Annotated in this window: 20 protein-coding genes; 10 read left to right on the forward strand and 10 right to left on the reverse strand. The window is 74.3% G+C overall.

Annotated elements, in window-relative coordinates:
• From menD to J1M37_RS02940, 4 genes are all read right to left on the reverse strand, one after another.
• The coding region (menD, locus tag J1M37_RS02925) for a 2-succinyl-5-enolpyruvyl-6-hydroxy-3-cyclohexene-1-carboxylic-acid synthase (protein WP_206452067.1) at window positions 1–1,866 on the reverse strand (1,866 nt) is incomplete at its 3' end.
• Window positions 1,867–1,982: 116 nt separating this feature from the next.
• Window positions 1,983–4,127 carry a PhoX family protein gene (locus J1M37_RS02930; RefSeq protein ID WP_206452068.1) on the reverse strand — a complete coding sequence of 715 codons (2,145 nt, stop codon included), beginning with the start codon at window positions 4,125–4,127 and terminating at the stop codon, window positions 1,983–1,985.
• A gap of 227 nt (window positions 4,128–4,354) precedes the next feature.
• Window positions 4,355–5,428, reverse strand: a complete 1,074-nt coding sequence (locus tag J1M37_RS02935) for an o-succinylbenzoate synthase (protein ID WP_036318002.1) — start codon at window positions 5,426–5,428, stop codon at window positions 4,355–4,357.
• Between the two features lie 80 nt (window positions 5,429–5,508).
• A complete protein-coding gene (locus tag J1M37_RS02940) occupies window positions 5,509–6,195 on the reverse strand; it encodes a hypothetical protein (protein ID WP_036317999.1) in 687 nt (228 codons plus the stop codon).
• 169 nt (window positions 6,196–6,364) lie between these two features.
• Here J1M37_RS02940 and J1M37_RS02945 point away from each other — a divergent pair, with 169 nt between their 5' ends.
• Window positions 6,365–7,156, forward strand: a complete 792-nt coding sequence (locus J1M37_RS02945; RefSeq protein WP_342345105.1) for a phosphatase PAP2 family protein — start codon at window positions 6,365–6,367, stop codon at window positions 7,154–7,156.
• 126 nt (window positions 7,157–7,282) lie between these two features.
• Here the strand turns inward: J1M37_RS02945 and J1M37_RS02950 are convergent, their stop codons facing one another.
• The 3 genes from J1M37_RS02950 to J1M37_RS02960 are packed head-to-tail and all read right to left on the reverse strand — an operon-like array spanning window position 7,283 to window position 11,024.
• The gene (locus J1M37_RS02950; protein ID WP_036316711.1) at window positions 7,283–8,773 is read right to left on the reverse strand and encodes a dihydrolipoamide acetyltransferase family protein; all 1,491 of its coding nucleotides are present in this window, start codon (window positions 8,771–8,773) and stop codon (window positions 7,283–7,285) included.
• On the reverse strand, window positions 8,770–9,819 hold the full coding sequence (locus tag J1M37_RS02955; protein WP_095353660.1) for an alpha-ketoacid dehydrogenase subunit beta: 1,050 nt from the start codon (window positions 9,817–9,819) through the stop codon (window positions 8,770–8,772). The genes J1M37_RS02950 and J1M37_RS02955 overlap by 4 nt, the downstream gene beginning before the upstream one ends.
• A 2-nt stretch (window positions 9,820–9,821) precedes the next feature.
• Complete coding sequence (locus J1M37_RS02960) at window positions 9,822–11,024, reverse strand: thiamine pyrophosphate-dependent enzyme (RefSeq protein ID WP_095353661.1); 1,203 nt, start codon at window positions 11,022–11,024, stop codon at window positions 9,822–9,824.
• A 189-nt stretch (window positions 11,025–11,213) separates the two neighbouring features.
• Here J1M37_RS02960 and J1M37_RS02965 point away from each other — a divergent pair, with 189 nt between their 5' ends.
• Window positions 11,214–11,687 (forward strand): Lrp/AsnC family transcriptional regulator, encoded by a 474-nt coding sequence (locus J1M37_RS02965; protein WP_036316705.1) that lies wholly within the window; start codon window positions 11,214–11,216, stop codon window positions 11,685–11,687.
• Between the two features lie 21 nt (window positions 11,688–11,708).
• Here the strand turns inward: J1M37_RS02965 and J1M37_RS02970 are convergent, their stop codons facing one another.
• Window positions 11,709–13,007, reverse strand: a complete 1,299-nt coding sequence (locus tag J1M37_RS02970; RefSeq protein ID WP_095353662.1) for an MFS transporter — start codon at window positions 13,005–13,007, stop codon at window positions 11,709–11,711.
• Window positions 13,008–13,072: 65 nt separating this feature from the next.
• On the opposite strand from J1M37_RS02970, the gene J1M37_RS02975 reads away from it, so the two are divergent.
• From J1M37_RS02975 to J1M37_RS03005, 7 genes are all read left to right on the forward strand, one after another.
• Window positions 13,073–14,563, forward strand: coding sequence for an NCS2 family permease (locus J1M37_RS02975; RefSeq protein WP_144819514.1), 1,491 nt, complete (start codon window positions 13,073–13,075; stop codon window positions 14,561–14,563).
• Window positions 14,564–14,665: 102 nt separating this feature from the next.
• Complete coding sequence (locus J1M37_RS02980) at window positions 14,666–16,912, forward strand: S9 family peptidase (RefSeq protein WP_206452069.1); 2,247 nt, start codon at window positions 14,666–14,668, stop codon at window positions 16,910–16,912.
• 255 nt (window positions 16,913–17,167) lie between these two features.
• Window positions 17,168–17,788 carry a hypothetical protein gene (locus J1M37_RS02985; RefSeq protein ID WP_206452070.1) on the forward strand — a complete coding sequence of 207 codons (621 nt, stop codon included), beginning with the start codon at window positions 17,168–17,170 and terminating at the stop codon, window positions 17,786–17,788.
• A 409-nt stretch (window positions 17,789–18,197) separates the two neighbouring features.
• Window positions 18,198–19,175 carry a 1,4-dihydroxy-2-naphthoyl-CoA synthase gene (locus J1M37_RS02990; RefSeq protein ID WP_206452071.1) on the forward strand — a complete coding sequence of 326 codons (978 nt, stop codon included), beginning with the start codon at window positions 18,198–18,200 and terminating at the stop codon, window positions 19,173–19,175.
• Window positions 19,176–19,206: 31 nt separating this feature from the next.
• On the forward strand, window positions 19,207–20,772 hold the full coding sequence (locus J1M37_RS02995; protein WP_206452072.1) for an aspartate-alanine antiporter-like transporter: 1,566 nt from the start codon (window positions 19,207–19,209) through the stop codon (window positions 20,770–20,772).
• Between the two features lie 66 nt (window positions 20,773–20,838).
• Window positions 20,839–22,020 (forward strand): AMP-binding protein, encoded by a 1,182-nt coding sequence (locus J1M37_RS03000; RefSeq protein ID WP_206452073.1) that lies wholly within the window; start codon window positions 20,839–20,841, stop codon window positions 22,018–22,020.
• A gap of 103 nt (window positions 22,021–22,123) precedes the next feature.
• Window positions 22,124–22,996, forward strand: a complete 873-nt coding sequence (locus J1M37_RS03005; protein ID WP_206452074.1) for a 1,4-dihydroxy-2-naphthoate polyprenyltransferase — start codon at window positions 22,124–22,126, stop codon at window positions 22,994–22,996.
• A gap of 57 nt (window positions 22,997–23,053) precedes the next feature.
• On the opposite strand, the gene J1M37_RS03010 is transcribed toward J1M37_RS03005, so the two are convergent.
• Window positions 23,054–23,329 (reverse strand): DUF4229 domain-containing protein, encoded by a 276-nt coding sequence (locus J1M37_RS03010; protein WP_010080315.1) that lies wholly within the window; start codon window positions 23,327–23,329, stop codon window positions 23,054–23,056.
• A 69-nt stretch (window positions 23,330–23,398) separates the two neighbouring features.
• Here J1M37_RS03010 and J1M37_RS03015 point away from each other — a divergent pair, with 69 nt between their 5' ends.
• Entirely contained in the window at window positions 23,399–23,803 is a 405-nt protein-coding gene (locus tag J1M37_RS03015; RefSeq protein ID WP_206452075.1) for a PLDc N-terminal domain-containing protein, read from the forward strand.
• A 15-nt stretch (window positions 23,804–23,818) separates the two neighbouring features.
• Here the strand turns inward: J1M37_RS03015 and ccsB are convergent, their stop codons facing one another.
• Window positions 23,819–24,919 (reverse strand): c-type cytochrome biogenesis protein CcsB, encoded by a 1,101-nt coding sequence (gene ccsB / locus J1M37_RS03020; RefSeq protein WP_060973988.1) that lies wholly within the window; start codon window positions 24,917–24,919, stop codon window positions 23,819–23,821.
• Window positions 24,920–24,966: the final 47 nt, after the last annotated feature.

Here is a 24,966-nt window from a genome sequence, read left to right on the forward strand (position 1 = left end):
GTCCGGGACGGGGCACGCGGGCGGGAACGTGGCGCGCACCGCCGCGGCCAGGGCGGCGGCGACGCGCGGGCGGTCGGCGCGGTCGCAGCGGACCTCGAGCAGACGCCGGCCGCGCACCGGGTCGGACAGGGCCCGGACGAGGTCGACGCGGTCGGTGACCCGCGTGTGCGGGAGGCCGTACGCGGCGGCCAGGGCGGCCAGGTCCACGCCGTGCGGGGTGCCGAAGAGCCGTTCGACGGGGTCCGCCATGCCGGGCGCCTCGGCCACGGCCCCGTGTTCGAGGCTCGCGAAGATCGCCCCGCCGTCGTCGTTGACGACCACGAGGTCGAGGTCCGGCTCGGTCTCGGTGGGGCCCACGAGCAGGCCGCCCGCCTCGTGCAGGGCGGTGAGGTCGCCGAGCAGGGCCACGGTCCGCCGTCCGCGCGCCAGTGCGACGCCCGCGGCCGTGGAGACGGTCCCGTCGATCCCGGCGAGCCCGCGGTTGGCGTACACCTCCGCGTCCGGCGCCGAGGGGGGCCGCCAGGTCAGGTCCACGTCCCGGATCACCGAGGACGAGCCCAGCACGAGCGGACCCCGGACCATGGCGGCGCTCACGTGCGCCACCGTCTGCGGGCTGAGCCGGTCGCCGGCGTCGGTGGTGACGAGCGCGTCCTCCACGGCGGCCTGGGCGCGCATCGAGGCGTGCTGCCACGCGGCGAGCCAGCCGGGCTCGCCCTGCCCGGCGAAGGCGGCGAGCTCCTCGAGGGTCTCCACGGGCGTCTCCCGGCGCCGGCCCGGCTCGAACCATGGTGCGGGCTCGGGGGCGTGCAGGGCCGTGGCGACGTCGGGGCGGGCCAGCAGGGCGTTGACCGTCCGGGTGAGCGTGGGCCGGCCGAACAGCACGACCCGTTCGATGCGGGCGGCAAGGGGGTGTGCGTCCGCGTCGCGCCCGCCGGCCGCGCCCAGCAGGAGCGGATAGGCGGCGATGGCGTTGGCGGAGAACCGCGCGTTCGAGGACGGCTCGGCCAGCAGGGGCAGGCCCAGGGACAGCGCGAAGGCCGCGGCCACGGGGCCGGCGCCGTGGCAGGCCAGCACGACGGTGCGCCGCTGGTCCAGGCGGGCGACGTCCAGCTCGGGCAGCCCCGAGAGCACCGCCCCGGGCGCCCGGTAGGTCGACGCGGCGGGGGCCGGGCTCGCGCCGGTCGGGGCGACGGCCGGAGCAGGGGTGTGCGGCGCCGCGGCGGCGCCCATGGCGGCCGCCTCCTCAGGGCTCGGCACGAGCGGGTCGCGGAAGTGCAGGTTCAGGTGGACGGGCCCGGCCGGGGCCTCTGCCATCGTCACCGGACCGGGCGCGCCGTCGTCGGAACCGGCCTCGGCGACGACCCCCTCGGCCGCCAGCAGGGCCCGGCGCACGGTGGCCCGCACGTGGCGCAGATGCTGCTCGGCATCCACGCCGTCGGCGGCGTCGCAGCCGAGGGAGGCGGCATGGCGGACGTGCGTGCCGAACACGCCCCTCTGGTCCGTGGTCTGGTTCGCGCCGGTGCCGTGCAGCTCGGGCGGACGATCCGCGGTCAGCGCGATCACGCGCGTGCCGGCGTGGATGGACTCCATCAGGGCGGGCAGCAGGTTCCCGACGGCGGTGCCCGAGGTGGTCAGCACGCCCACCGGGCGCCCCGAGGCCAGCGAGAGCCCGTGGGCGAGGAAGCCGGCCGAGCGCTCGTCCACCCGCACGTGCAGGCGGACCTCGCCGGCGCGCTCGAGGGCCGCGAGCGCGTAGGCCAGCGGGGCGGAGCGGGAGCCGGGGCAGACCACCGCGTCCCGCATGCCGGCGTCGATCAGGGCGGTGGCGACGGCGCGCGCCACGGAGAGGGAGTCGACGGAGGTCATGGTGGCCACCAGTCTAGGCCCGGGCGCGGACGGGCCCCGGACGCGGCGAGGCCGCCACGGTGACGCGGTGGCGCCGGCCGTGACGGCCTCGTCGAGGGTCCTCGCGGAGGCGGGGGTCAGCCCTTCGGGCCCTTGCCGTTGCCGTTGCCCTTGCCGTTGCCCTTGCCGTTGCCCTTGCCCTTGTTGCCCTTCTCCTTGCCGGCGCCCTTGCCGATGCCGTTGTTCCCGGTGGCGTTGAACACCTGGACGACGCACGGACGCGGGGCTGCGACCTTGTCGCCCACCTGGACCGGGCCGGTCGGGCTCAGGAAGTCCGGGAAGGAGGAGGTGTGCGCGCCCCAGGTGCCGTCCTCGCCCGGGTGCTGGACGTTGACGAACACGGAGTTGTCGCGGTCGTGGATCACGGGGCCGCAGGTCTCGGCGTCGCGGGGGACAGCGAGGAACTGCTGGACGCGGCCGCGCTCGGCGCCGTCGAGGGTGACCTTGTGCAGCGCGTCGGCGTAGCCGATGGTGCCGGGCTGGCCGTCGGTGGAGATCCAGAGGTTGCCCTCGGAGTCGAACGCCAGGTTGTCCGGGCAGGAGATCGGGGAGACCTTCTCCTTCGGGTAGCCGGCGAAGTAGGCCGAGGAGGAGACCGCCGGGTCGCCGGCGAGCAGCAGGATGACCCAGGTGAAGGTGGTGGAGGTGTGATCCCCGCCCCGCTCGGTGATCTCGATGACGTGGCCGTCGCGGTTGCCGATGACCGGGTTGGCCTCGTCCACGGCGGTGCGCTTGGTGTTGTTGGTCAGGGCCGCGTAGACCTTGCCGGTGACCGGGTTGGTCTCGACGTCCTCCGGGCGGTCCATCTTGGTGGCGCCCATCTTGTCTGCCGCGAGGCGGGTGTAGACGAGGACCTCGGCCAGGGACATGCCCGGGACGAAGGACGTCTTCTCGTCGGCCAGGGCGATCCACTCGCCGGAGCCGTCGAAGGCGCCGTCCGAGGGCAGGGTGCCCCTGCCGTCGATCTGGGCGGCCGGGGAGTCGCCGGAGAACTTGGCCACGTAGAGGGTGCCCTTGTCCATCAGGCGCATGTTGTGCTTCTTGTCGCCCTCGCGGACCTTCTCGGCGGAGACGAACTTGTACAGGTAGTCGTGGCGCTCGTCGTCGCCGGAGTAGACCACGGCGTGGCCGGACGGGGAGATCACGGCGGTGCCGGCCTCGTGCTTGAAGCGGCCCAGGAGGGTGTGCTTCACGGGCGTGGAGGTCGGGTCCTCGGGGTCGATCTCGACGACCCAGCCGAAGCGGTTGGCCTCGTTCTCGTAGCCGCGCTTGGTCAGGTCGAAGCGGTCGTGGACCTTCTCCCAGCCGCGGCTGGTGGCGGCGGCGGAGATGCCGTAGCGCTTCTCCTCGGCCGTGCCGCGGCCCTTGAAGTACTGGTTGAAGTTCTCCTCGCCGGAGAGCACGGTGCCCCACGGGGTGGTGCCGCCGGCGCAGTTGTTCAGGGTGCCCAGCACGCGGGTGCCGGTCGGGTCCTCGACGGTCTTGAGCAGCGCGTGGCCGGCGGCCGGGCCGCGGACCTCGAACTCGGTGGTGCCGGTGATGCGGCGGTTGCGGCGGCCGCCGCGGACGTACTCCCACGGGGCGCCGCGCTTGGCGCGCTTGAGGTCCACGATGGACAGGCCGTGGGCCTGGAGGCCGACGTTGACGACGTCCTCGAAGTTCGAGGCGATGTACTCCGGGGAGAACATGATGTTCTCGTTGGTGTACTCGTGGTTGGAGACGAGGTAGCCGGAGCGGTCGTTGCCGCCGTCGGTGATGATGTTCAGGTAGTCGTTGTTGTAGCCGAACTGGGCGGCCTGCGACGCACCGGTCTGGTGCTCGATGTCGAACTCCGGGGAGTCGGCGAACAGCGGGTCGCCCCAGCGGATCACGGTGCCCCAGTCGTAGCCCTCCGGCACGGTCATGGTGTCCACGGTGCGGCTCACCGGCGCGATGGGCTCGAAGGGGAGCTTGCCGCCGCCGGTCGGGCGCCGGCCGTTGTCCGCGAGCGCCTCGGGGGCCTGGGCCACCTGGGAGCCGATGACGACGGCGGCGGCGAGACCGGTGCCGCCGACCAGGGCGGAGCGGCGCGAGATGGCGGTCTCCGCGATCTGCTGGAAGGTCGGGTTCGCCGAGGTGTTGGGCACCGGGTGGGCGCACGCGTTGCCGCACTTGAGCTCGCACGTGACGGCGGAGCGGTTGCCACGGGTGTGGCCGGCCATGGGGAGGAGGCGCTTCAGCATGACGGGGTCCTTCGCGTCGTGGGGATGGTCCGGGGTCCGGTGCCGGGCCGGAGACGACCCCGGGGTGAGACCGGCCGGGGCCGCCATCACCTTGGCCCCTCGCTCCGAGCGGCGAGCCACGCCCAGGTGGCCGCGAGTTGAACTCTTCCCGGCCGCCGGATTTCGCCCCGTCGACATGCTGTAATCCGGCTCACATGCCCCGCGTCGACGGGGACCGGGCGGGCTCGTCAGCCCTGCGCGGCCAGCACCGCGTGGGCCGCGCGCAGGCGGTCGGCCCACCACGCCTGCCGCGTCCCGTCCGCCCGGATGCGGTCGAGCAGCTCCGGGTCGGGGGCGGGTGCCCGCTCCCCCGGTGCCGGGAGGGCCCCCGCGCGCGGGCGCCAGGCCGGGGCGACGACGTCGTGCTCGAAGAGGGCCGCGGTGCCGAGCCCGCACGCGTGCGGCAGGGACGGCAGGCAGGCGGCGAGCGCGGCGCCGCCGGCGATGCCCACGGAGGTGTCCAGCGCGGAGGAGACCACCGCGGGCAGCCCCGCGGCCGCCACGATCGCCGCGGCGCGGCGCACGCCCCCGAGCGGCTGGACCTTCACCACGATCAGGTCCGCGGCCCCGGCGGCCGCGACGGCGAGCGGGTCCTCGGCCTTGCGGACCGCCTCGTCCGCGGCGATCGGGGTGGGGACGCCCCGGGCGCGCAGCTCCGCGCGGACCTCCGCGAGGGCGGTGATGCCGGGCACGGGCTGCTCCGCGTACTCGAGGCCGACGTCGGCCAGCGCGGTGAGCACGTCGACGGCCTCGGCGGGCGTCCAGCCGGCGTTGGCGTCGACGCGGACCTGCGCGTGGGGCAGCAGCGCGCGCACCCGCCGCACGCGGGCCAGGTCGGCCTCGCGGCCGCCGGGGACGAGACCGCCCTCGGGTCCGTGCTCGGCCACCTTGACCTTGACCGCGGTGATGCCGTCGCCGTAGCGGGCCAGGACGGCCTCGACGTCGTCCGCGGCCACCGCGGGCACGGTGGCGTTGACGGGGACGGTCTGGCGGACCGGGCCGGGCCAGCCCTGCCAGCCGGCCTCGATCGCGGCGGCCAGCCACGCGGCGCACTCGTGCGGACCGTACTCCGGGAACGGGGAGAACTCGGCCCAGCCCGCCGGGCCGCGCAGCAGCAGGGCGTGACGGAGGTCCGTGCCGCGGAACCGCACGCGCATCGGCAGGGCGACCGCGACGGCGTCGGCCAGCAGCTCCTCGACGCTCGGCAGGGCGGGACCGCCCGGCGCGCCGGGCAGCGGGGGCAGGGCGGGGGCGGTGCTCATGCGGCCAGTGTAGGAAGGGCGCTCGGCTCCCGTTCCGACGGGCGCCGGCGGGGTGGGACTGTCTGTGTCGGCGCCGACGCTCAGACGGCGCGGAGGTAGCCGAGGGCTCGGGCCAGGTCCACGGCGCGGTCGTGGGCGCCGAGCACCCCCTCCAGGCCGGCGACGACGGCGGCCGTCACCTCCTCGGTGAGATGCCAGTCGGCGGTGAACGGGTCGTCGAAGCGCGCCCACGCCGTGCCCACGGCCGCGAGCGCGCGGGTCATCTCCGTGAGGTCCCGGAAGACCGGTCGCGGCTCGTCCAGGCGGTCCTCCCAGCCCTCGTCTCCCGGGGCCATGAGCACCTGGCCGGTGGAGGCCGCGTGGATGAACGGGTCGGCGCCCTGCTTGGCCACCACGGTCCAGTCGTCGTTCCAGTCCACCAGCAGCGCACCGGTTCGGGGGTTCCACCGGTAGCCGGCCTGCTCGTCCCACAGGCGGTCCAGCGGGAAGAACATCACGGGCAGGCCGAGGGTGTCGATCTCCAGCCACTCCGGTCCCACGTAGCGGTAGAAGTCGGCCAGGTCCGGGGCGAGGGGCTCCTCGGCGGCCCACTCGATGGGCTCCTGCCGGCTCAGCCGGCCGAAGGGGGCCAGGGCGTCCCGGGCGGCCAGCAGGTCCTCGGCCGAGAGACGGGGCCGGGCGCCCGGCTCGACGCCCGGGCCGTGAGCCGAGCCGGTGGAGTCGCGGAGGGCCGGGCGATGTCCGTGGGCGGGGGGCACGCGGGTCATGGCCCCAGGCTAGGCAGGCGGCTCAGGGGCGCGGAGGACGGGACGGCGACGGGGGCGTGACCGTCCGATGAAGCCTGCATGACGGCTGCGCGTCCGACACAATGGAACCCATGCCCCCCCCCCCCGCCGCCTCCCCTCGTGGACGTGGTGGCTGGCGCTGGCCGCGTGCGTGGCCGGCGTCGTGCTGGTCTACGCCGCCCTGGTGTGGTCCTCCGCCGGCCAGGTGCTCGAGTACCAGGTGTTCCGCGCCGTCGAGGAGCGCTACGCGGACACCGTGCCGGACGTGACCTCCCAGGTGGTGCGGATCCTGCCGCTCGCGTTGGCGGTCGGCATGGCGCTGGCCTCGCTCGGCGCGCTCGCCGTGGCCCGGTGGCGGCGGCGGGGGCTGCTCGCCCTCCTCGTGCTGGCCGGGTCCAACCTCACCACGCAGCTGCTCAAGGCGGCGCTTCCGCGGCCCGAGCACGCCGACGGGGTCCCGTGGTCCGGCGGCAACTCACTGCCCTCGGGCCACATGACGCTCGCGACGGGCGCCGCGGTGGCCGCGCTGCTGCTCGTGCCCGCCCGGTGGCGACCTCTCACCACCGTCCTCGGCGCCGTGGTGAGCTCCTGCACCGGCGCCGTCGCCTACACGGAGGCCTGGCACCGGCCGTCGGACATGGCCGCCGCGGCGCTCGTGTCCGCCGCCTGGGGCCTGCTCGCCGTGCCGTTCGCCCGGTACGACGGCGCACCGCGGCCCGCACCGCGCGGCGCCCGCGGCGTGGAGGCCACGCTCTGGTCCCTGGGCGTCGCGGGCCTGGCGGCCGGGCTGACGCTGCTGGCCCTCACCCTCGACACCCCCGCGACCAGCGGCGCAGGCCCCCACCCGGCGGCCGAGCCGGCCGGGATCCTGCTCAGCGCCTCCCCCGCGGTCCTGCTGTGGGGCGCGCTCGGCACGGCCTTTCGCCGCGGCCGCGCGGACTGACCCCTCCCCGCACGCTCACCGCACCCCCACCACGCGACGAGCCCTGCGATGTGGCGGCCATCCGCGAGGTATGGCCGCCACATCGCAGGGCTCGTCCGGGGTCGGGGCGGGCGGGGATCGTCCGGATCAGATCCGGGCGAGGGCCGCCGTCGGGTCGTGGAGGCAGTCCGCCACGAACGTGAGGAACGCGCTCGCGGTGGCGCCGTCGGTGACGCGGTGGTCGAAGGTCACGGTCATCTCGGTGACCTTGCGGACCACGATCTCCCCGTCCACGACCCACGGGCGGTCGATGATCCGGCCGATGCCGAGCATCCCGACCTCGGGCACGTTGATGATCGGCGTGGCGCCGTCCGTGCCCAGCGGGCCGTAGTTGTTCAGCGTGAACGTGCCGCGGGTGAGCTCGGCCGGGGCGGCCCGGCCCGCGCGGGCGCGGCTGACGGTGTCGTTGACCGCGGCGGTGAGCTCGTCCGCGGACAGCTTCTCCGCGTGCTCGACGGACGGCACCATGAGGCCGCGGTCGGTCTGCACGGCCAGGCCGAGGTGGACGCCGTCGACCTCCACAATCTCGTCCTTGCCGTCCGCCCCCGCCTCGATGCGCGCGTTCATCACCGGGTACCGGCGCAGGCCGGCCAGGGTGAAGCGGGCGATCAGGCCGAGCAGCGAGGGCGCGTTCTCCGAGTCCTTCGCCTTGAGCGAGGCCCGCAGCTCGAGCAGGGCGGTGACGTCCACGTCCAGCCACGCCGTGACCTCCGGGACCTCGCGGCGCGAGCGGGAGAGCTGGTCCGCGATCACCTTGCGCACCCCCGAGATCGGGGTGCGGGCGACGACGGCCAGGCCGGTCCGCCCGTCCACGGCGCCCGGCTGCGCGGCGGCCTCGGCCGCCGGGACGGCTGCGACCAACGGGGCCTGGGCCGGGGCGGCCTGCGGGGCGGAGCCCTCGGCCGCGGCGAGCACGTCGGCGCGGGTGATCAGGCCGTCCGGGCCCGTGCCGGTCAGCGCGGCCACGTCCACGCCCTTCTCGCGGGCGAGCTTGCGGACGATCGGGGAGGTCACGCGCGGGGCGCCGGCCCCGGCCGTGGGGGCCGGTGTCGGGCGGGCGGCGCCGCGGCCGCGCTTGGACGGACGGCTGCGGGAGGTGGCCCTGTGGCCGGAGGTGCCGTAGCCGATGAGCACGGCGCCGGAGGCCTCGTCGTCGGAGCCGGCGACGTCGCCGTCGCCGCCGCGGGCCTTGTCCGGCTTCGGCTGGACGCCGGCCATCTCCTCCTCGCGGTAGCTCAGCGCGCCGGGGCGGGCGGCCTCGGCAGCGGCCGCACCGGTGGCCGGCGGGACGGCCAGGGCCTCGGTGCCGGCGGCGGGCGCGGAGCCCTCACCGGACTCGCCGGCCGCGCCGATGGTGATCAGCGGGCTGCCGACGTCCATGGTCTCGCCCTCGGCGCCGTGCAGGGTCAGCACGGTGCCGGCGTACGGGCTCGGCACCTCGACGAGGGCCTTGGCGGTCTCGACCTCGACCATGGGCTGGTCGACGGCCACGGTGTCGCCCTCGGCGACGAGCCAGCGGACGATGTCGGCCTCGGTCAGGCCTTCGCCCAGGTCGGGCAGCAGGAAGGTGTTGCTCATGCGCGGGCCTCCTCGGCGTCCAGGTCCCAGTTCAGGTCGTCGATCGCGTCCAGGATGCGGTCGATGTTCGGCAGGTGGTGCTCCTCGAGCTTCGGCGCGGGGAACGGGATGTCGAAGCCGGTCACGCGGCCCACGGGCGCCGCCAGCGAGTGGAAGCAGCGCTGCTGGATCCGGGCCACCAGCTCGGAGGCCACGGACGCGAAGCCCTGCGGCTCGGCGACGACGACGGCGCGGCCGGTCTTGGCGACCGAGGCGGCCATCGTGTCCTCGTCCAGCGGGTTCACGGTGCGCAGGTCCACGACCTCCACCGAGAGCCCCTCCTCCGCGGCCGCGTGGGCGGCGGCGAGGCAGGTGGGCACGGAGGGGCCGTAGGAGACGAGGGTGACGTCCGTGCCCTCGCGGACGACGGCGGCGCGCGCCCAGGCCTCGCCGTGCTCCTTCTTGTCCTCGACGCGGGCCCAGCCCTCCTCGAACTCGGCGCGCAGCTGGTCGAGGTCGAGCTCGGCCTTGGTCCAGTACATCTTCTTGGGCTCCATGAAGACCACCGGGTCGTCCAGGCGGATGGCCGAGCGCAGCATCATGTACGCGTCCTTCACCGAGGCCGGGGTGTACACCTTCAGGCCCGGGGTGTGCGCGTAGTAGGACTCGGACGAGTCGCAGTGGTGCTCCACGCCGCCGATGCCGCCGCCGTAGGGGATGCGGAGGGTGATCGGCATGGGCGTGGCGCCCTTGGTGCGGTTGCGCATCTTGGCCACGTGCGAGGCGATCTGCTCGAAGGCCGGGTACGCGAACGCGTCGAACTGCATCTCGATCACGGGGCGGGCGCCGCCGAGGGCCATGCCCACGGCCATGCCCGCGATGCCGGACTCGGCCAGCGGGGTGTCGAAGCAGCGCTCCTCGCCGAAGCGCGCGGTCAGCCCGTCCGTGATGCGGAAGACGCCGCCGAGGGTGCCGACGTCCTCGCCGAACACCACCACCATGTCGTCGGCGGCCATCTCGTCGGCCAGCGCCGCGTTGAGCGCGGCGGCGAAGGTCAGGGTCGCCATGCTCAGGCCTCCTGGTTCTCGGAACGGGACAGCTCCTCGGCCAGCTGCGCGCGCTGGGCGGCGAGCTGCGGGGTCTGCACGGAGTAGACGTGGTCGAACAGCTCGAGCGGATCGAGCTCCGTCTCGGCGTTCATGGCGTCGCGCAGCTGCTGCGCGACGTCCTCCGCGTCGCGGGTGATCTGGGCCGAGACCTCCTCGGTGAGGGCGCCGGTGGACTCGAGGTAGGCGGTCATGCGGCGCAGCGGGTCGCGCGCCTCCCACTCCTTCACCTCGGCGTCGTCGCGGTAGCGCGAGGGGTCGTCCGTGTTGGTGTGCGCCTGCATGCGGTAGGTGTCCGCCTCCACGAGGAAGGGGCCCTGTCCCTGCCGGCACAGCTCCACGGCGCGGCCCAGCACGGCCAGCAGGGCGCCGAGGTCGTTGCCGTCCACGCGCTCGCCGGCCAGGCCGTAGCCCACGGCCTTGTGGGCCAGGGACGGGGCGGCCGACTGCTTGGCGAACGGCACGGAGATGGCGAACTTGTTGTTCTGCACGAAGAAGATCACCGGCAGCTTGAACACGGCCGCGAAGTTCAGCGCCTCGTGGAAGTCGCCCTCGGAGGTGCCGCCGTCGCCGACCATGGCCAGGCACACGACCTCCTCGCCGCGCAGGCGGGCGGCCTTGGCCATCCCGACGGCGTGCAGCATCTGGGTGGTCAGGGGCGTGGACTGGATGGAGACGTGGTGCTTCTGGGGGTCGTAACCCTGATGCCAGGTGCCCTGGTAGGCCACCATCACCTCGAGCGGCGGGACGCCGCGGGCGATCACGGCCACGGTGTCGCGGTAGGTCGGGAACAGCCAGTCGTGCTCGCCCAGGCAGACGGCGGCGGCGACCTCGGAGGCCTCCTGGCCATGCGAGGACGGATAGACGGCCATGCGACCCTGGCGCACCAGGGCGTAGGCCTGGTCGTTGACGCGGCGGCCGATGACGAGGTGGCGGTAGGCGGCCAGCAGCTCCTCGTCGGAGGGCAGGGGATACTCGTGGCCGGGCTCGGTGCCCTGCTCCTCCGGGGCCAGCAGAGTGCCGTCCTCGCCGATCAGCTGGATGCGGCGGGCGGCGGGGAGCAGGTACTCCTCGAGGGAGATGCCGAAGGCGGCGCCGGCGTTCGGGCGGGTCTCGGCCTCGTCGGTCCGGACGGCCCCGGGCACGGCGGGGGTGGGGTCACTCATGGCGGGTCCTCTCGATCTGTGGCCTTCAGTGTGCCCAAGAGGATCAATGTGTCGCGCGCTCGCCCGTGATCACGAGACAATCGGGTGCAAACCAGGCACTCCATCGGACGAACTGCTATGGTGACTCGTGCCACGTAGACGGTCCGCCGCCGCGTGGCCGACCCCGTCCGCCCCGCCCCAGGAGGAGCCATGGCCGCCGAGCCGCTGGACCGCGTGGACCGCGCGATCGTCCGCGAACTGACGCAGGACGGGCGGATGTCCGTCGCGGCCCTGGCCGAGCGCGTGCACATCTCCCGCGCGCACTGCTACTCGCGTCTGAACCGCCTGCAGGACGCGGGCGTGATCACAGGCTTCACCGTGCGGGTCGACCCCGTCAAGGTCGGCTTCGGGGCCTCCGCCCACGTGACCATGAAGCTGCGTCAGCACGACTGGCGAGAGCTGCGCGCCACGCTCCTGGCCATCCCCGAGGTCTCCCACGTCTCCCTCGTGGGCGGGAACATGGACGTGATCCTGCTGGTCCGCGCGCGGGACACCGCCGACCTGCGCCGCGTGATCTTCGACGAACTGCAGACCCTGCCGAGCGTCGTCGACACGCAGACGTACATGGTCTTCGACGACCAGGCCTCCGGGCAGACCATCCCCCCGGACGAGACCGCCGACTGAGCCGACGGTCCGACGCCCCGGTCAGCGCGAGCGCACGACGACGGGCGGCGGGTCCGCCACGGCCCCCGGCCCGCGCGGCAGCACCGCGGCGAACACGACCGCTCCGAGACCGCAGACGACCGCGAGGGAGCCGACGCCGACGGCCAGCCCGGCCGCGGCGGTCGCCCCGGAGAGCAGCAGCGGCCCGGCGAGCATCCCCGCGTCGGACATCGAGCGCCACAGACCGAGGAACGGGGCGCGCGCGTTCGGCGGCGAGTGGTCCGCCCCGAGGGTCATCACGATCCCCGCGCCGAAGCCGTTGCCGATGCCCAGCAGCACCGCCGCCGCCGCGAACGCCGTCGGCTCCCGGGTGAGGCTGATCGCCAGGAACCCCGCCCCCAGCAGGGTCAGGCACGGCACCGCCACGGCGCGCCGGCCGAAGCGGTCCATGAGCCGGCCCGAGGGGTAGAAGAGCAGCAGGTCCGCCGCGCCGGCCAGGCCGAAGACGAGCGACGCCGTCGCCGCGTCCAGGCCCAGGTGCGTGGCCCACAGCGGGATGACGGCGTTGCGCGCCGCGCGGGCGGCGGAGACGGCCACGACACCGAAGCCGGCCGTGAGCAACGCCCCGCGCCGGGCGCGCGCCACGTCCCGCAGCCGGGGTCGACCGGCCGGGCCGGGCTCCTCCCCCGCCGCCGGATCGGACGCCGGCACCGGCAGATCCCGGATCCGCAGGCACAGCAGGGCGCCGACGGCCATGGCCGCGGCGGCCGCGGCGAACGCGCCGTCCAGCCCGAGCGGGGCCTGCGCGGCGGCACCCAGGAACGGGCCCAGGAACGTCCCGATCCGCACGGTCCCGCCGAGCGTGGACATCGCGCGGGCCCGGTGCGTGGCCGGCACCGCCACCGCCAGGTACGCCTGGCGGGCCAGGTTGAACCCGGCCCCGGCCATGCCCACGGCGAGCACCGCGGCCAGGAACAGCGCCAACCGCCCCGGTTCGGCCACCCCCGCCGCCGACGGCCCGGAGGACACCCCGGCCGTCGTCGCCCAGGCCAGACCCGCGCCGACCGTGCCGAGCCCGGCGGAGACGACCATGGTGACCCGCTCCCCCGCCCGGGCCGCGAGCGCCGAGGCCGGCCCGTTGGCCACGAGCGAGCCGAGCCCCACCAGCAGCACGACGGCGGCCGCCCGCGCCGCGTCCAGGCCGAGGGCCAGCGCCGCCACCGCGAGCGCGGGCGTCATGGCGCCCAGGCCGACGGCGTAGACGGTGGAGGGGGCGTAGATCTGCACGGCGTCGCGCAGCGCCTCCCGGGTGCGGGCGGCGGAGGCGGAGCGGGGACGCATGCCCGCGAGCGTAGCGGGACGGCACGCGCGCGATCGTCGTGGGACCGGGTCACTACGCTGGTGCCATGGCCTCCCGCACCGCCTCTCCACCGCCCTCGCCCGCCCCGTCGCCCGCCGCTCCCCGCGGCGCCCTGGACCGGTATTTCCGCATCACCGAGCGCGGCTCGTCGGTGGGCCAGGAGTTCCGCGGCGGCCTCGCCACGTTCCTGGCGATGAGCTACATCGTGGTGCTGAACCCGCTGATCCTGTCCGGGCCCGACTCGGCCGGGAACACCCTGGGCATCCCCGCCGTGGCCGCCGTGACTGCGCTCGTGGCGGGCGTCATGACCATCGTCATGGGCGTGTGGGCGCGGCACCCGTTCGCGGTGGCCGCGGGCCTGGGCGTCTCCGCGTTCGTCTCCATCACCATCGCCACGACGCCGGGGCTCACCTGGCCCCAGCTGATGGGCCTCGTCACCCTCGCCGGTCTCGTGATGCTGCTGCTCGTGGTGACCGGCTTCCGCCGTGCCGTGTTCGACGCGGTCCCGGAGGCGCTGAAGTCCGGCATCGTGGTGGGCATCGGCCTGTTCATCGCACTGATCGGCCTCGTCAACGCCGGGTTCGTGCGGCGGCTGCCGGACGCCGCCGACACCACGGTCCCGGTGGGCCTGGGCACGGGCGGCGAGCTCGAGGGCTGGCCCGTGCTGGTCTTCGTCGTCGGGCTGCTGCTGACCGCGGTCCTCGTGATCCGCAAGGTGCGCGGCGCCATCCTGATCGGCATCGTCGTGGCGACGATCCTCGCCAACGTGCTGGAGGCCGTGTTCCACATCGGCCCCTCCGTGGACGCCGACGGGAACGCCGTGCCCACCGGCTGGTCCCTGATCGCCCCCTCCCTGCCCGAGTGGACCGCCCCGGACCTGCACCTGCTCGGCAGCGTGGACCTGTTCGGCGCCTTCACCTCCGTGGGCGGGCTGATGGCCTCCCTGCTCGTGTTCGCGATCCTGCTCTCCGTGTTCTTCGACGCGATGGGCGTCTCCGTGGGCCTGGCCCGCGAGGCCGGCACCGTGAACCCGGACGGCTCCATCCCCGACCTGAACCGGGTGCTCGCCGCGGACGCGCTCGCGGTCACGGTGGGCGGTGGCGCCTCCGGCTCGGCGCACCAGATCTTCGTGGAGTCCGGCACCGGCATCGGCGAGGGCGCCCGGACCGGCCTGGCCTCCGTGTTCACCGGCCTGTTCTTCCTCGCGGCCGTGTTCCTCTCCCCGCTCATCCACCTCGTGCCGTTCGAGGCCGTGGCCCCCGCGCTCGTGGTGGTCGGGTTCATGATGTGCCAGCACGTGGTGCAGATCGACTGGTCCGACCCGGGCGCGGCCTTCCCGGCGTTCCTCACGTTCATCCTCATGCCGTTCACCTACTCGATCGTCAACGGCATCGGCGCCGGCGTGGTGGCCTACGCGGTGATCCGCACGGGCCAGGGCCGCGGCCGCGAGGTGCACCCGCTGCTGTGGTTCGTGGCGCTCGCGTTCGTCGCGTACTTCGGGCTCGGCGTGGTCCGGGCGGCGCTCGGCCTGAACTGACCCGCCACCCCCGACGGCGGCGCACCGGACCGGTGCGCCGCCGTCGTCGTGTGCGGCGCGGGGTGTCGGCCCCGCCCCGCGCGGCGTGATGGGATGGGCCGCATGCCCCAGACCACGTCGCACGCCCCCGTCCCGCCGTCCGCCTGCGCCGAGCCCGTGACCCGCCGCCACCACGGCCACACGTTCCAGGACGACTTCGAGTGGCTGCGCGGCAAGGCGGAGCCCCGCGTGCTCGAGCACCTGGCCGCCGAGAACGCGTACACCGAGGCCGTGACCGCGGACCAGGCGCCGCTGCGCGAGGCGATCGTCGGCGAGATCAAGGCCCGCACGGTGGAGACGGACCGCTCCGTGCCCGCCCGCCGGGACGGGTGGTGGTACTTCGTGCGCACCCGCGAGGGCGCCGAGTACCCGATCCACTGCCGCGTGCCCGCACGCGACACCGGCGACCTCGAGGCCGACTGGACCCCGCCCGTCATCACCCCGGACGCCGCCCTGCCGGGCGAGCAGGTGATCCTGGACGGCAACGCCGAGGCCGAGGGCCACCCGTTCTTCGCGCTCGGCGGCCTGCACATCAGCCCGGACGCCACCCGGGTGGCCTACGCCGTGGACCACACCGGCGACGAGCGCTTCACCCTGCGCGTGCGCGAGATCGCCACGGGCGAGGACCTGCCGGACGCGGTCGAGAACGTGGCCCACGGCGTCCGCTTCGACCGCTCGGGCACCCGCGTGTTCTACACCGTGTGGGACGACTCGTGGCGGCCGTACCAGGTCAAGGCCCACGTGCTCGGCACCGACCCGGCCGAGGACGTGATCCTGCACGAGGAGGCCGACCCGGGCATGTGGACCGGCTTCGAGGGCGTGGCCGACCGCACCCAGCTGCTGATCGGCGTCGGCAACTCGGAGGTCTCCGAGACCCTCGTGGTCGACCTGCCGGAGGACCCCGCCGCGCCCCTGCCGGCCCCGCGCGTGCTGATCCCCCGCGCGTGGCGGATGCTCGCCGACGTCGAGCCCGTCACCGACGCCGACGGCGTCCGCCGGCTGCTCGTGGTCCACGACCGCGCCCTGGACGACGACGGCGCCCCCGTCGCCGCGCCCAACGGGATGCTCTCGGTGGTCGCCGAGGCGGACGTCGCCGACCGCGGCGCCTGGCGCACCGTCGTGCCGCACCGCGAGGACGTGAAGGTCGACGGTGTCATGGTCACCCTGACCCACGCCGCCCTGGCCGTGCGCCGGGAGACGACCCCGCGCGTCGTCGTCACCGAGCTGGACGCCGTGCTGGCCGGGCAGGCCGCGCACTGGCGCGAGCCCGCGTTCGACGAGGAGCTCTACGCGTGCCATCTGTCCGCGACGGCGGCCGAGTCCCCGTTCCTGCGGCTGGCCTACACGTCCTGGATCACGCCCGCGCGCGTGCTGGACGTCTCGGCGGCGACGGGCGAGGTGCACCTGCGCCGCGAGACGGAGGTGCCCGGCTACGACCCGGCCGACTACGTGGCCGAGCGCGTGTGGGCGCCGGCGTCCGAGCCGTCGTCGGTGACCGGGGAGGACGTGCGGATCCCCGTCACCGTGATCCGGCGCCGCGACGTGAAGCCGGACGGGACGGCCCCGTGCGTGGTGTACGGCTACGGCTCCTACGAGATGTCCATGGACCCCGTGCTGGGTGTGGCCCGGCTGTCCATGCTGGACCGGGGCGTGGTGTTCGCGGTCGCGCACGTGCGCGGCGGCGGCGAACTGGGCCGGCGCTGGTACGAGGACGGCAAGAAGCTGGCCAAGCGGCACTCCTTCACAGACTTCGTGGACGCCACCCGGCACCTCGTGGACCTCGGCTGGGCGGACCCGGCGCGCGTGGCCTGCATGGGCGGCTCGGCCGGCGGCCTGCTCATGGGCGCGGTGCTGAACCTCGCGCCGGAGCTGTACCGGGCGTGCCTGGCGGTGGTGCCGTTCGTGGATGCGCTCACCACGATCCTCGACCCGGAGCTGCCGCTGTCCGCGCTCGAGTGGGAGGAGTGGGGCAACCCGATCGAGGACGCGGCCGTGTATGAGGCCATGCGCGCCTACACCCCGTACGAGAACGTGCGGGCGGTGGACTACCCGGCGATCGCGGCCGTGACGAGCCTGAACGACACCCGCGTGCACTACGTGGAGCCGGCCAAGTGGGTGGCCCAGCTGCGGCGGACGGTGACGAGCGACCAGGCCACGCCCCTGGCCGAGGGCGGCGCCCCGATCCTGCTGCGCACCGAGATGGACGGCGGCCACGGCGGCGCGTCCGGCCGGTACCAGGGCTGGGAGGACACCGCGTGGGAGTACGCGTTCCTTCTGACGGCGCTGGGGGCGACGGCGCGGGTGGACTGACCGGCCCGCCCGGCGATCCGGCCCCTCTCTCCGGGGAGCTGCAGCCCTCACCGATTATCGAGGATGCCAGCGATACCCCTATGCTTTGAAGCACCGTGAATCGAACGCTGCGCTGACGCTGGGCAACCTGCCCGCCGGGCGGCTCCCCTACCATCGGAGAAACCCATGTCCTTCACGGACCCTCAGTCACCCGCCTCGCCCCCTTCCCTGTCCCGCCGTACCGTGGCCCACGGACTGGCCTGGACTGTTCCGGCCGTGGCAGCCGCCGCCGCAGCCCCGGCTTTCGCCGTCTCATGCGCGAACCCGGCCGCGTTCACGGGCAGGTTCACCCAGGCCAACGTTTATGGGACGCCCCCGTCCACCTACACGTGGTCAGCCGCAGGCCGCACTCCCATCACCCTGTCCCTGAACACCGTCGCCGACAGCGGCAAGTCTCTGACGCCCAACAACCTCACCTCGGCCGGCGGCATCAACCAGGGCTACAACGGACTCGGAGACCTGAGGGCGGACGGTCTGCTGCTCCAGCAGTCCGGCTCTGGCGGGCAGAGACTCACGATCACGTTCAGCCGCCCCGTGACCAACCTCCAGTTCACGATTGCCGACGTCGACTGGCTGCGCAGTCGGTACCGTGACGCCATCGTGCTCGACCCCGAACCCACCAGCGTGACCAACGGCCCCCCCCTGCAGGGCAACGGGACGACCGGATCGCCCGTGAGCGCCGTGTCAGCCGGTGAGGTCACGTCCGACACCGTGGCGAACCGGTCCAGGGTCACCTACGCCGGCCCGATCAACTCCTTCACTCTGTACTTCGCGTCCACCGATGGAACGACGGCCCAGCAGATCTTCCTCACCGGCCTGACCTTTTTTGCCTGCTGAGGTCGTCCGATTCAGGGAGGAGACCCCAGCCGCCCTCGCGCCTCTGGTACACAAGCTGGCCGATTGCCTGTTGCCACACGAGCACTTGGTCGGCTTCGCGCACCCGGGCGCTTAGTCAATTTCCCCTCGAGCCCCGATTCTATTTGGGAACTGGGAATTTCCCAGAACACTTTCATTCGGGAAACGGGTGCTTTAAAGGGCAGGTTGAAGTGGTGGATGCGACAGGATTTGATGAAATAATATGGAAAAGCATGCTGCGTTTCTCTCCTGAGTTCGCCCAGACGTTTTGAGCGAGGAGCCCACGGCGGCGCCCGCCCGCGTTCGGGCACCGTCGCCGGCCCCCGTCCCCCACGGTGACACACATCACCTCGAGCGGTGGGGGTCCGGGGGGACACCTAGACTCGATGCCATGACCCCACACAGCCCCGAGCACCCGGACCGCGACCGGCTTCCGGACAAGGTCTCCGACATCTTCGACCCCACGCGCTGGCGCGTGGTCGAGGGCTTCGACTTCGAGGACCTGACCTACCACCGCCAGGTGGAGCGCGACGCCGACGGCCGCTGGGTGGGCGACCTGCCGACGGTGCGCATCGCCTTCGACCGCCCCGAGGTCCGCAACGCGTTCCGCCCCGGCACCGTGGACGAGCTCTACCGCGCCCTCGACCACGCCCGCATGACCCCGGACGTCGGCACGGTGCTGCTCACCGGCAACGGCCCCTCCCCCAAGGACGGCGGCCACGCGTTCTGCTCGGGCGGGGACCAGCGCATCCGCGGCCGCGACGGCTACCGCTACGCCGAGGGGGAGACGGCCGAGACCATCGACCCGGCCCGCGCCGGACGCCTCCACATCCTCGAGGTCCAGCGCCTGATGCGCACCTCCCCCAAGGCGATCATCGCCGTCGTGAACGGCTGGGCGGCCGGCGGCGGTCATTCGCTCCACGTGGTCGCGGACCTCACCCTGGCCTCCCGCGAGCACGGGAAGTTCAAGCAGACGGACGCCACCGTGGGCTCCTTCGACGCCGGCTACGGCTCGGCCCTGCTCGCCCGGCAGGTGGGCCAGAAGCGCGCCCGGGAGATCTTCTTCACGGCGCGCGAGTACTCGGCCGAGGAGATGGTGGCCATGGGCGCGGTGAATGAGGCGGTGGACCACGAGCGCCTCGAGGAGGTCGCCCTCGAGTACGCCGCGGACATCAACCGTCAGTCCCCGCAGGCCCTGCGCATGCTCAAGTTCGCGTTCAACCTTCCCGACGACGGCATGGCCGGCCAGCAGGTCTTCGCCGGCGAGGCCACGCGCATGGCCTACATGACGGACGAGGCCGTGGAGGGCCGGGACGCGTTCCTGCAGAAGCGCGACCCGGACTGGTCCGCCTTCCCGTACCACTTCTGACCGACCACCACGGCAGGACGGAGACCCGCCCATGCTCGCGCTGCTCAACGACCAGCCCATCCTCGTCCTCATGGCCACCGTCGCCCTGGGCGCCGCCGTCGGCACCATCCCCCTGGGCAAGATCCGCCTCGGCGCCTCGGGAGCACTGTTCGTGGGCCTGCTCGTCGGGGCGGTGCTGCCCGACGTCGGCGACCGGCTGGCCCTGTTCCAGAGCTTCGGCCTGGCCCTGTTCGCCTACCTGATCGGGCTCGGCGCCGGCAAGGTGTTCTTCCGGGACCTGCGCCGCAACCTGCCCCTGATGCTGGCCGCCGTCGTCGTGGTGGTCCTCACCGCCTTCACGGTGCACCCGCTGGCCGCGCTGCTGCACATGGACCTGCCGACGGCGATCGGCGTGTGGACGGGTTCGCTCACCGCGACGCCGGCGATGGCGCTGGCGAACCAGCTCACCGGCGGGCAGGCCCCGGCCGTGGGCTACGGGCTGTCCTACCTGGTGGGCGTGGTCGGCACCATCATCGCGATCACCCTGCTCGCCGCCCGCCCGTGGGGCAGCTCCCCGCGCGATCCGGCGCCGGTGACCGACGGCAAGCTGCGCTTCACCGCCGCGGCCGCCACCTCCGCCCTCGCCGTGCGGGAGATCCCGGGGATCTCCGACGGGCTGGTGCGCGTGGTGGCGCTGCGCCACGGCGGCGTGGCCCGGATCGCCGGCTCCGCCGACCGGATCGAACCCGGGGACGAGGTCGTCCTGGACGGCACGGAGAAGAACATCGACGCGGCCGTGGAGGCCTTCGGCCGCCGCACCGACGCCGACCCGGCGCAGGTGATGAACCCGCTGCAGACCTCCATGGTCATCGTCACGGCCCGCGCCCTGGCCGATCGCCGCCTGGGCACGCTGTCCCTGCGCGAGCGCTTCGGCACCGACGTCGCCCGGCTGCGGCGCGACGACGTCGAGTCGCTGGCCACCCCGCAGACCGAGCTCAAGGTCGGCGACCGGGTGCTCATCGTGACCACCGCGCCGCGGATGGAGGCGGTGCGCGACTTCTTCGGCAACTCGACCCGGGGGCTCTCGAACCTGGACTGGATCTCCCTGGGCACGGGCATGGCGCTGGGCTACCTGCTGGGCATGGTGACGATCCCGCTTCCGGGCGGGGCCTCCTTCTCCCTCGGCCCGGCGGCCGGGTGCATCCTCGTCGGCCTCGCCCTCGGGGCGATCGGCCGAACGGGACCCACGGTGTGGGAGCCGTCCACGGAGATCGCGCTGACGCTGCGGCAGTTCGGCCTCATGCTCTTCCTGGGCGTGGTGGGCCTGGCCGCCGGCCCGGCGTTCCTCGAGACGGTGTTCACCCGGGTCGGCGGGCTGGCCATCCTGATGTCCGCCGTGCTCACCGCGCTGACCGCGGCCCTGCTCATCGCCGCGGCACGGCTGCTGGGGCAGTCCGTGGATCGCACGTTCGGGGCGCTGGCGGGCATCACGGGCCAGCCGGCGATCCTGGACTACGCGCTCTCCCGGTCCACCGACGCCCGCGTGACCGAGGGGTACGCCCAGCTGTTCGCGCTGATCATGGTGGTCAAGATCGCCACCGTGCCGTTCCTGCTCTGACCGGGCGGGCGGATCCGGTCCGCCGGGCGGGTCCGTTCGACCGCCGGGCCTCCTACACTCGGGGCCATGCCCGCCACCGCCGACGCCCTCGCCCGCGCCACGGACGCCCTCGCCGCGGCCTTCGACGGCGGCGCCCCCGTCGAGCTGACCGCCGACGGCGCCGCGCTCCCCCGGCCCGAGGCCCGCGACCCGCGCCGCTGCGGGGACCCGGACGCTGTCGCCGTGGTGCGCACCTCCGGGTCCACGGGCACGCCGAAGCAGATCGTCCTGACCGGCGCGGCCCTGCGCGCCTCGGCCGCGGCCACGGCCCGGCGGCTCGGGGGCGAGGGGGCGTGGCTGCTGGCCCTCGGCGTGCACTACGTGGCCGGGCTCGCCGTGCTCTCCCGCTCGATCGCGGCCGGGACCGCACCCGTGGCCCTGCCACCGGGCCCCTTCACGCCCGCGGCGTTCGCCACCGGGGCGGCCGCCCTGCCCGACGACGCCGGCCCCCGACTCGTCTCGCTCGTCCCCACCCAGCTCGCCCGCCTCCTCGCGGCCGACGCCGACCCGGCCGGGCGGGCGGCCCTGCGCTCCTTCGACCGTGTGCTCGTGGGCGGCGCCCGGCTCGATCCCGCGCTGCGGGCCGCGGCCGAGGCGGCGGGGGTGCGTCTCACCGCCACCTACGGCATGGCCGAGACGTGCGGCGGCTGCGTCTACGACGGCGTGCCGCTGCCCGGCGTCGCCGTCGCGGTGGCCCCGGACGACCCCGACGCCCCGCCGCGCGTGCGCCTGGCCGGGCCCATGGTGGCGGCCGGCTACCTCGACGACCCCGCCCGCACCGCCGCCCACTTCGTCCCCGCCGCGGACGGCGCCCGCGCCTTCCTGACCGAGGACACGGGCGTGCTCTCCCTCACCGACGACGGCGGCGTGCGGCTGGCCGTGACCGGCCGCCTGGACGACGTCGTCATCACGGGCGGGGTGAAGGTGTCCGCGGCGGCGGTGACCGCGGTGCTCGAGGCGCACCCGGGCGTCGCGGCGGCCCACGTGGCCGGCGTGCCGGATCCCGAGTGGGGCGCGCGGCTGTGCGCCGCCGTCGTGCCCGCCCACCCGGCCGCGGCCCCCGACGAGGCCGTCCTGCGCGCCCACGTGCGCGCGGCGCTGGGTGCGGCCGCGGTGCCCAAGACGTGGCTCGTCCTCGACGCCCTGCCCCTGCTCTCGACCGGCAAGACGGACCGGCAGGCCCTGGCCGCCCGGTTCACCGCCAGCTGAGCGACGCCCCGCCCGCGTGGGAGAATGACCCGGGCCCGGCCGACGTCGGGCCCCGGCCGCGCGCCGCCGTCGACCCCCCGCTCCCCAGGAGGAACCCCCGCCCATGGCCGCCACGCTCTCCCACTGGGTCGCCGCCGCGCGCCTGCGCACGCTGCCCATGGCGATCGCCCCCGTGATCGTCGGCTCGGCCGCCGCCGCGGAGCTCGGCTCCTTCCACCTCGGTGCGGCGCTGCTGGCCCTCGTGGTGTCGCTCGCGCTGCAGATCGGCGTGAACTACGCCAACGACTACTCGGACGGCATCCGCGGCACCGACGACGAGCGCGTCGGCCCCTTCCGGCTCACCGTCTCCGGGCTCGTGCCCGCGGTCCGGGTGAAGCAGGCGGCCTTCGCGTTCTTCGGCCTCGCCGGGCTGGCCGGCCTGGGGCTCATCCTGCTCTCGGGGCACTGGTGGTTCCTGCTGGTCGGCGTCGCCTGCGTGCTGGCCGCGTGGTTCTATACCGGCGGGAAGCGGCCGTACGGGTACCTCGGCCTCGGTGAGGTGTTCGTGTTCGTGTTCTTCGGGCTGGTGGCCGTCCTCGGCACCACGTACACCCAGGCCGACGCCGTCAGCGGCCTGGCCTGGGCCGGCGCGATCGGCTGCGGGCTGATCTCCACGGCCCTGCTCATGGTCAACAACATCCGGGACATCCCCACGGACCGCGAGGTCGGGAAGATGACGCTGGCCGCCCGTCTGGGCGACGGACCCGCGCGGGCGTCCTACGGCGTCATGCTGGCCGTCGCCCTGCTGCTGCCGCTGTTCTGGGTGGCGGTGCACCCGGGGCTGCTGCTCGTGCCGATCGGCGGCCTGCTCGCGATCCGGCCGATCCGCACGGTGCTGCGCGCACAGGATCGCCGGGCGCTGATCCCGGTGCTGCGGGCGACCGGCGTGATCGGGATCGTCTACGCGATCACGTTCACCCTCGGCGCGCTGCTCTGAGCCGTACGGGATGACCGCGGCGTCGGCGGCGGGGTCCGCGCCGTCGCCCCGCGGGGCTCACTCCCGGAAGCGGCCCTCGGTGTAGGCGTCCTCGGCGTCCGCGTCGGCGGTCTCGGTGCGGCCCCGGCGGCCCGGACGGCCCTCCCACGCGGCGGACAGGTCCTCGGTGGCCCCCGTGCGCAGGCGGCCGAGGAAGAGGTAGCTGACCGCGAACGTCAGGATCGTGGCCGCGATCACTCCGAAGATCATCCCGAGGTCCATCACGTAGTAGAACAGTGCCCACAGGGCGACGAAGACGACCACGCGGACCAGACCGTAGAAGAAGATGCGCACCGGTCCATCCTACGAGGACGGACGCCCCGCCCGCCCGCCGACCCCACAGCCCGCGCCTAGACTGGCGGGATGGGCCGCTTCATCATCCCCGCCGCGATCATCCTCGCCGGACTGACCCTCTACGCGCTGTTCGAGGCGCTGCTCACCCCCGCCCGCGAGGTGCGCAGCCTGCCGAAGACGGCGTGGGTGGCGGTCATCGTGCTCGTGCCGCTCGTGGGGCCGCTGCTGTGGCTGCTGCTCGGCCGCGCCCGCCCGGCCGGCGCGGGCAGCCGCCCCGCGCCCCGGCCCACCGGGGCCCCGGACGACGACGAGGCCTTCCTGCGCAGCCTGCGCGTGCAGCGCCGCCAGGACGCCCGCGAGCAGGACCTGGACCGCCGCGAGGCCGAGCTGCGCGCCCGCGAGGAGGAGCTGCGCCGTCGTCGGGAGCAGGGCGACGACGACGCCGACCCGGAGGGCGACGGGCCGCGCGCCTGAGGGGCCCCGCCGGACTCAGCCGGGCAGACCCGCGTACGAGTGCAGGCCCGGGAAGTACGTGTTGACGATCGTGTAGTTGAACACGATGCACAGGAAGCCCACGATGCTCAGCCAGGCCGCGCGGGCACCGGTCCAGCCGCGGGTGGCCCGGGCGTGCAGGTACGCCGCGTAGACCACCCAGATCACGAAGGACCAGACCTCCTTGGTGTCCCAGTTCCAGTAGCGGCCCCACGCGGCCTCGGCCCAGATGGCGCCGGCGATCACGGTGAACGTCCACATCACGAAGGCGATCGCGTTGAGGCGGTAGGACCAGTTCTCGAGCCCCTGCGCGGCCGGCACGAGGCGCAGGAACGCCCACGAGCGCTCGCCCGCCGCAGCGCGCTTCTCCGCGCGGTCCTGCAGCAGCTGCAGCACGGACATCGCGGCGGTCAGCGCGAACAGCGAGCTGGCAAGCACGGCGATGGACACGTGGATGACGAGCCACGGCGTCTGCAGCGGCGGCTGGAGGTGGCCCACCGGCGTCGGGAAGCCCATGGTGGCCGCGCACATCATCGCCACGACGATGCCGGTGACGAACGTGCCCACGAAGCGCAGATCCTTGCGCAAGAGGAACAGCAGGTAGACGGTCGTGATCACGAGCGCGCCCGTGGTCATGAACTCGTACAGGTTGCCCCACGGCACGCGGGAGGCGGCGAGGCCGCGGGCGACGACGGCGAACGCGTGCAGCGCCCAGCCGACGGCCAGCACGGCCACCGCCACGTTGGCGACCGGGCGGCGGCCGCCGCCCGTGTAGTCCATGTCCTCGTCCACGAGGGCGCCGTCCGCGTCGACGCCGCGCTCGGCGGCGCCGGTCGGACGGGCCGCGTCGGAGGCGCTCGCGCCGACCGCCGTGGACCCGCCGACGGCGACCCCCACGGTCTCGCGGGCCGGAGCGGTGCGCACCTGCCCGCGCTGGGCCGCGAGGTCGGCCTCGAGGCGGCGGATGGTGGCCGAGGCGGTGGCCATGTCGATGGTGAACAGGATGAACGCCGCCGCGTACACGAGCGCGGCGATGAGCATGAAGAGGTCGCTGTACAGCGCCAGCTGCTCGTTCACGGGGGCCGTGGGGTTGAACACTGTCAGTCTCCTGATCGGGCGTCGGCGGGGCCGGCGGGGGTCTCGGG

The organism is Micrococcus sp. KRD012 (assembly GCF_017168555.1).
Classification (GTDB): domain Bacteria; phylum Actinomycetota; class Actinomycetes; order Actinomycetales; family Micrococcaceae; genus Micrococcus; species Micrococcus luteus.